The sequence below is a fragment of the Streptomyces sp. NPDC004126 genome, from assembly GCF_050275515.1.
Taxonomy (GTDB): Bacteria; Actinomycetota; Actinomycetes; order Streptomycetales; family Streptomycetaceae; genus Streptomyces.
Genome location: NZ_JBNNPF010000075.1, coordinates 25,469 through 31,904, shown reverse-complemented (window position 1 = coordinate 31,904; position 6,436 = coordinate 25,469). Strand labels below are relative to the sequence as shown.

At 70.0% G+C, this 6,436-nt stretch carries 8 protein-coding genes; 6 read left to right on the top strand and 2 right to left on the bottom strand.

Going from position 1 to position 6,436, the window contains the following annotated elements; translation table 11 throughout:
- Positions 1-751 precede the first annotated feature (751 nt).
- A complete protein-coding gene (locus ACQKM2_RS37685) occupies positions 752-1,609 on the bottom strand; it encodes a maleylpyruvate isomerase family mycothiol-dependent enzyme (protein ID WP_427717913.1) in 858 nt (285 codons plus the stop codon).
- A 281-nt stretch (positions 1,610-1,890) separates the two neighbouring features.
- Between ACQKM2_RS37685 and ACQKM2_RS37680 the strand changes: the two genes are divergently transcribed.
- From ACQKM2_RS37680 to ACQKM2_RS37670, 3 genes are all read left to right on the top strand, one after another.
- Positions 1,891-2,229, top strand: coding sequence for a hypothetical protein (locus tag ACQKM2_RS37680; protein ID WP_427717910.1), 339 nt, complete (start codon positions 1,891-1,893; stop codon positions 2,227-2,229).
- A 359-nt stretch (positions 2,230-2,588) separates the two neighbouring features.
- Entirely contained in the window at positions 2,589-2,900 is a 312-nt protein-coding gene (locus ACQKM2_RS37675) for a hypothetical protein (protein ID WP_427717908.1), read from the top strand.
- Between the two features lie 332 nt (positions 2,901-3,232).
- Positions 3,233-3,889 (top strand): hypothetical protein, encoded by a 657-nt coding sequence (locus ACQKM2_RS37670; RefSeq protein WP_427717907.1) that lies wholly within the window; start codon positions 3,233-3,235, stop codon positions 3,887-3,889.
- 170 nt (positions 3,890-4,059) lie between these two features.
- Here the strand turns inward: ACQKM2_RS37670 and ACQKM2_RS37665 are convergent, their stop codons facing one another.
- Positions 4,060-4,287 carry a hypothetical protein gene (locus ACQKM2_RS37665; protein ID WP_427717905.1) on the bottom strand — a complete coding sequence of 76 codons (228 nt, stop codon included), beginning with the start codon at positions 4,285-4,287 and terminating at the stop codon, positions 4,060-4,062.
- 279 nt (positions 4,288-4,566) lie between these two features.
- On the opposite strand from ACQKM2_RS37665, the gene ACQKM2_RS37660 reads away from it, so the two are divergent.
- The 3 genes from ACQKM2_RS37660 to ACQKM2_RS37650 all read left to right on the top strand — a co-directional run bounded on the left by ACQKM2_RS37660 (position 4,567) and on the right by ACQKM2_RS37650 (position 6,239).
- The gene (locus ACQKM2_RS37660; protein WP_427717902.1) at positions 4,567-4,857 is read left to right on the top strand and encodes a hypothetical protein; all 291 of its coding nucleotides are present in this window, start codon (positions 4,567-4,569) and stop codon (positions 4,855-4,857) included.
- Positions 4,858-5,225: 368 nt separating this feature from the next.
- Entirely contained in the window at positions 5,226-5,393 is a 168-nt protein-coding gene (locus ACQKM2_RS37655) for a transposase (protein ID WP_427717915.1), read from the top strand.
- Between the two features lie 45 nt (positions 5,394-5,438).
- Positions 5,439-6,239: a transposase gene (locus ACQKM2_RS37650; protein WP_427717900.1), complete on the top strand. Its 801-nt coding sequence runs from the start codon at positions 5,439-5,441 to the stop codon at positions 6,237-6,239.
- Positions 6,240-6,436: the final 197 nt, after the last annotated feature.

The following is a 6,436-nucleotide window of genomic DNA, read 5'->3' as shown; positions in this document are numbered from 1 at the left end:
CCGACGTGCTCTTCGCGATGCTCCGCGACGGCACCTTCTACGAACCCCAACCCGCCCCATCAGCTTGACCAAACCCATAGGGGCACCCCCCCGGCTGACGACGCATTGGCTGTGTGGGTGAGGTGTACTCCCCTGCAAAGGCATCCTGTGGCACGTGCGACTGCGGCATCCGTGTCGGGAGGGGCCGTGGAGGTGGTGTCCACGGTGAAGTCGGCGATGTCGGCCTCGTCGAGGATCAGGTCGAGCCGCTTGGCCCGTTCCAGGTGCCAGGGCAGCGAGGCGAGGTCGTGATCGGCCTCGTGCCGACGGCGGAGCCTGTCGCGAACGGCCGGAGGGTGCGTGGTCAGGCGGTGGTACGCCCAGGGCCTCCAGGTAGCCGTCGCGCCGGGCCGCGTTTTCCACGAGGCCCGCTGGCACCAAGTGTCCGGCCCCTGCGGTCCGGTGGTTGGCGCTTACGGCGCGCAGGTTGTCCAGGAGGAGCCGGTGGTGGAACGGATCACCGGCGGGGCCGGCCATGCCTGGCGCAGGCGGTCGAGGTCGACGACGGCGTGAAGGATGCCGGCGTCTGCGAGCAGGTCTCCCAGGAGGTCGGCCGTCGCGGTCTTCCCTGCTCCGAACGTGCCGGTGATCAGCAGCGCCCTCGGACCGGCGCGGCGCGGGCTCGGGTGATGTGGGCATCGCGGCTTCCAGGACGCGTGGGGTTCGCGTCGGCGGGCGGGTGCCGGGGGCGAACGCGGGGTCAGTGGCGGGGTCAGTGGACGATGGACACGATCTGGCAGGCGGCCTCGGCCAGGTTGCGGTCCCCGTCGATGCGGGCGGCGGCGATGGCCGTGTCCGGGGTGATGCCCCTGGTGCACAGGCGCCACGCGGTCTCCGCGTCCAGGCACAGACGGGCCGCCGGGTGCGCCTTCGGCGGGTGGGCGAGGGACCAGCCGTCCCCGTCGGCGGTGACGGTCCACGTACCGCCGGCCGGGCCGTCGATGTCGATGCGGACCTGCGTCCCGGCCGGGGCGTGGACCTGCCGGAGGGTGTGGGGCAGGGCCCGCATGAAGGTGTCCAGCACCACTGCGAGGATCTGTGGGTCGGTGTCTGTCTTCTGGCCGGCGGCGTGACGGATCTGCTGGCGGTGGGTCCAGAACTCGGTGAGGTCCCGGGCGCAGTCCAGCCATGTCGGGGCCGGGTCCACGCCTGCCCAGGACACCCCCAGCGCAGGGGCTTGGAGGTCGACACCGGCGAAGTACTGCGCGAGCTGGGTACCGGCCCGGTCGAGTGCGTCGGTGAGCAGGGCCGGGCTGACCCTGCCGTGGGTCTCGACCCATTCGTGGTTGATCCGGTGGATGAACGCCTCCAGCGCCTCGCCGGGCTTCGGTACGGGCCCGTCCCGGTGGTCGTCGCGGTCGCGGCTCAGTCGTCCGTAGAAGTCACCCAGGAGGTGGGCGGCGAGGTCCCGCACCGTCCACCCGGGGACCGCCTCCGCGTTCCAGTCGGCGGGCGTCAGTCCGCGCAGGGTCGCCATGAGAGCGGCCTGCTCGGGGGCGAACAGGCCGCGGGCGTCGAGGGGAGGGCCGAGGCGAGAAAGACCGGCGAGGTCACTGAAATCAGGTGTCATGTGGATGATCCTGACAAACAGTTCTGCTCCGGCCAACACGATTTCCGTCGAGCCTGCGGCAGAGGCACTCGCACAGGCCGGCCGGGCAACTCTCTGGAGCAACGGGGCCGAGCGGCCCTGGCCAAGCCTGTGCGCAATCATCAGGAGCCGCAGTGGATCTCCTTGAGCGCCGGGGGCCGCCTCTTCGAGTGGTTCGGTGCCCAGTAACTCCGCGGGCGCCCCGGCAGCACATGCGAGGATGAACGAGAGTTCCGCCTTGTCCGCTTTCGCAGAGGCCGCACATGAACAGCAAGTTCCTCCCCTTCCGACGCAAACGCGGGACCAAGGTCACCTACGAGGTGACCGGCACCGGCTCCTTCGAGGTGGTCTATGCCGTCGGCGACCCTCTCAAAGGAGAGGAGAAGCAGGTCAAGGCCGGCGTCGCGCCGTGGAAGCAGGACGTCGTGATGTCGGGCATCGACGCGATGCCCATGCTCACGATCACCACGTCCAACCCCGAACATCCCGACGGCTGGCTCCAGTGCACGATCTCCATCGACGGAGAACTCGCGGTGGAGGGGGCGGTGTCCTCGCGCTCAGCCAGCGCGACCTTCACGGCCCTGCCCGGGGCAACGGGCTGACCCCGGCAGGCACAGATGCGGGGTCTGGCGGCCCTCGCTCGGTGGGTGGAGCGGGGAGGTGCGGGACCTGAGACCTCTCGCTTTCATGTCAGTGCATGACCTGAGCACCTCTCACCCGATGACAGTGAACAGGCCCTGTTCTCTCGCTTCCGTGACAGCGAAAGAACACAGCAGACCAGAACCCTGTGTGCCTCGGTCCATCACCAAAGAGAATCGCCACTGTCAACCGCCTCACCGACACGAAACCGAGAGAGCGCAGACGGGCTGCCGACGGAAGACACGGAGAACACCCGCACGGGCGCACCGACAGCGCACGGAACCTGGTGTTCCTGGCCAGGCGAACGGGCACGAACCGGTACATGACTCGCTTCGGGGTGTGGGTGGCGTGCTGCACGGTGCTGTGTCTGGGCACGTGGCTCACGCTCGCAGGGATCTGGTTCAATCCGCAGATGCAGCACGCCCGGGACGTTCTCGGCGGGGGCGGCAACATACTGCTGATCGGCGGCTGCGTTCCCACGGCGATCACGTTCCTCTCCGGCTGCCTGATGTTCGGCGGCTCATCCGGCAGTGGCGGTGGCGGTGGCGGTGGCGGCAGCGACGGGGGGTACGGCCCCGGCGGATGCGGAGCCGGGTGCGGTGGCGGATGCGGCGGATGCGGCGGGGGCCTGTGACAGAGGTCCCGTCCGGGGGACGGGGCCTGCGGCTGGGCGCGCGGCCGCGGTCAGCCGGCTACCGCCCCGCCCTGGTGACGGTGCCCGGGTGAACTCCGCCCGCTAGGGCGCCTGACACCCGCAGCCCGCCGGTCAGACCCGAGCGGGCGATGACGCCGTGGGTGACCATCTCGGCGGCGGTGAGGTCGTCCAGGGCTCACGGCAGTCCCCCGAGCAGAATGACGGCGCCGTCCTGGCCGGGGGCTCCGGCAGGGGCCCGGCCGTCTCCACTCGCACACGTAGCCCTACGTAGACTCGCTCCGGCTTTCCAACTGGGCTACACGGGGGATGAAATGACCATTCGCACCATGCGTACGGCCGCGCGGATCGTCGGTCGGCGCACCGCCCTGCGATACCTCGCGATCGGGGCCGGCGCGGCGTTCCTGGCGGCGTGTACGGGCAAGGACAAGACGTCGGCACAGCCCTCCGTCGCCCCGCCCTCGGCCGACGTGCCCTCGACAGCCGTCTCCGGCTCCACTCCCCCCACCTCGTCCGCACCTTCCAAGACCCCCGGTGGGCAGGGCGTGATCGAGCGTTCCGTGGAGGCCTTCCTCACGGGCACCTGGAACGTCCGGACCACCATGCCCGGCGGCCAGACCCTCACGGGCAGGGCGACCGTGCAGGGCCACGAGGAGGCGAACGGGAGCTGGACCATCGAATGGGACGGTGGGGCCGGCACCTGGAAGGGGGGCTTCGTCTTCCGCCGCGACCGTCTGATGATGCAGGTCAACGAGGGCCCCAAGACGGGTGCCAAGGGTGCGGCCTCCGCCCACGACGTACCCGGCAAAGTGAGCGACGGCTTCGACCTGACCCTGCCCTGGCAGCCCCCGGAGACGGCCGGCACCGGCGACGGCGAGCGGCTGACGGTCGGTTACGCGAAGAACACCCTCACCATCCGCCACGTCGAGACCTCGGGCAGCACGACCATCCACACCGCCACCCGGGCCTGAAGGCGAGGGCGTGCCCCGCAAAGCCCCGTCGCCCATCCCGGCCTCTACGTCCAAGTCACCCGTTCGCCCGTGGCGCCGGGCCGCCTTCGACGACTGCCAGAGTGACCGGGGGCGGTCGCCAGGGGGCCCGGTTCACAGGTCTACCACCGGGCCCGGAGGGCCGGCCGCGGCTACGGGACGTCGTCCCGCCACACGAACGGGCCCACGTCGCCGGGGCTCGGTTCGGCCGGCTCGTAGTCGCACCGGCCGCCGGGACCGAATCCGCCGTGATCGGACATCGGCAGCGCCCCGTCCACGATCTCCTGCGGGTGCCAACCGGTGACGTCGAGCAGCAGCCCGTCCAGCGGCCTGCCGACCAGTTCCACGTCGTTGGCTGCGTAGGTTTCAACCGAGAGCACTTGTCGATGGGTTTGGGCATCACGCGTTGCTCGGAGAGCGCGTGAATGTTGGTGAGAAGTAAGAGCACCCCGAGTGGCGGGGGGCTCGATCGTGTGTGCGGAGCCCGCCCCGTTCGTGACAGGATGACGGCATGCTGATCAGAAAGGGCGATGCCGCGTAGGCGCCCGAAGGCCGTCCGCGCTGAGCGGTGGCGGCCTCGCAGACACATTGCAGTGCCGCGGATCCAGGGCGTTTCCGCGAGGACTCGTGCAGCTGTCCACCGCGTCGAAGATGAGCGGATGTGGCCTGGCGTAGTTGCTGACGCGCTCGCCCGTTTCGAGTGGGCGTTTGGACAGCCCGGCCGTTATCTGAACGCGTCCCAGGTCTGGCAGCCCGGGCTGGAGGTGGAGTATGCCCGCGATGATCTGGAAGAGGTCCTGCTTCACCTCCCTCGCGGCGCCCGGACCGATCTCGGTCGGCTGATTGCTCGTATCGACGATGAGTTCGAGCGTCGCACTCTGCCAAATCCTGGGCCGGTGAACGCCTTCACGGTGGGCGGCTGGTGGTGGTCAAGGATCCGCGAGTACTGAGAAGCCGTATCTCAACCGATCAAGGAATGTGCGGTTCGAACGGACTTCCCGCACGCGTGATCTTCCCGTTGTACGCGTATGACGGCAGGGCCTTTGGGTAGCTCCGGATGCGAGTCTGACCGAGCAGCGCCAGGAGGCCCTGGTGTCCTTGTTGCACGTGTCCGAGCCCGTCCGGTTCAACTCGACTACACGATCGTGTGATTGCCTCGCGCACGTGTACGGGAATGCGGTCGATCATCCCGATCGGGTGCGGCGGTATCCGTCGGACATGACGGACGCGGAGTGGGCGGCTGTGCGTCCGTTGCTGCCGGTGCCGGCCTGGCTGAACAGGCGGGGCGGACGTCCCGAGGGCTACCTGCCACCGTCAGCTGCTGGACGCGGTTCGTTACCTGGTCGCGGGCGGGATCTCCTGGCGGGCGATGCCCTCGGACTTCCCTGCCTGGGGCCGGGTCTATGCCTTCTTCCGCCGCTGGCGCGAGCACGGACCGATCACCGAGTTCCACGACCGGCTGCGCGGGAAGGTCCGGGAACGCTAAGGCCGCGAGGCGGAGCCCACGGCGGGGATCATCGACGCGCAGTCGGTGCGGGCCGCAGCGACCGTGCCGGCCGCTTCACGCGGCTACGACGGCGGGAAGAAGGTGCCAGGCCCGAAACGGCACATCGTGACCGACACGCTCGGCCTGCTCCTGGCTGTCGCGGTCACCGCGGCGAACACCGGCGACCGGGAAGCCGCGACGGGATCGCTGGGGCGGCTTCGGCGTCTGCACCGTGACATCACGCTGGTCTGGGCCGACGGCGGCTACACCGGCTCCCTCGTCGACTGGTCCCGGGGCACACTCGCCCTGACCTTGGAGATCGTCAAACGCACCGACGACATGACCGAATTCTTGGTCCTTCCCAGGCGCTGGGTGGCAGAGCGCACGTTCGCGTGGCTGATGAACTCCCGCCGCCCGGCCCGGGACTACGAGACGCTGGCGAACTGGCCCGCCCGGTCCGGCTGGCCGCGCACCCCCGGCAGCACTCCGGCGTGCCCCACGCACTGCGCGAGGCCCTCTCGACGCGCCGGGTGCTGCGCCTGTCGTACGCCGACGCGCAGGGCACCGCCACCGACCGGTGCGTGGAACCCCAGGGCTCCCTCGGCGGCGACCCACTGGTACCTCATCGGCTGGTGCCGGCTGCGCTCCGCCGTACGCGGCTTCCGGCTGGACCGCATCCGGCACGTCGAGGTACTGGCCGAGACGGTCCCGCCGCGCGTGCTGAACCTCGCCGAGGTCGACACGCTGGGCTGGGAGTTCGTCGGCCTCGACGAACTCCCAAACACCGACAGGGGGTTGTCGCCGAAGGCGTGGAGGCTGGTGCAGACCGACGACAGGAAGGCATGACCTCATGGCCCGTACGACGACCACCACCGACACCACGGCCGGAGAGGATGCGCTGCCCCGCGCGGAGGGCATCGCGCTGCTGAACGGGTGGACGCGGCTCTGGAACGGCGATCTCACTCTCGCCGCCGGCCTCATCGCTCCCGGCTTCCGGCTCCGGTTCGCCGACTCTGTTCCCGGCACCGGCTCCGACTCCACGC

Excerpts from the sequence above, each read along its gene's own strand:
- ACQKM2_RS37660 (WP_427717902.1), top strand. The coding sequence starts at position 4,567 with ATGTGGCCTGGCGTAGTTGCTGACGCGCTCGCCCGTTTCGAGTGGGCG.
- ACQKM2_RS37670 (WP_427717907.1), top strand. The coding sequence starts at position 3,233 with ATGACCATTCGCACCATGCGTACGGCCGCGCGGATCGTCGGTCGGCGC.
- ACQKM2_RS37680 (WP_427717910.1), top strand. The coding sequence starts at position 1,891 with ATGAACAGCAAGTTCCTCCCCTTCCGACGCAAACGCGGGACCAAGGTC.
- ACQKM2_RS37685 (WP_427717913.1), bottom strand. The coding sequence starts at position 1,609 with ATGACACCTGATTTCAGTGACCTCGCCGGTCTTTCTCGCCTCGGCCCT.
- ACQKM2_RS37675 (WP_427717908.1), top strand. The coding sequence starts at position 2,589 with ATGACTCGCTTCGGGGTGTGGGTGGCGTGCTGCACGGTGCTGTGTCTG.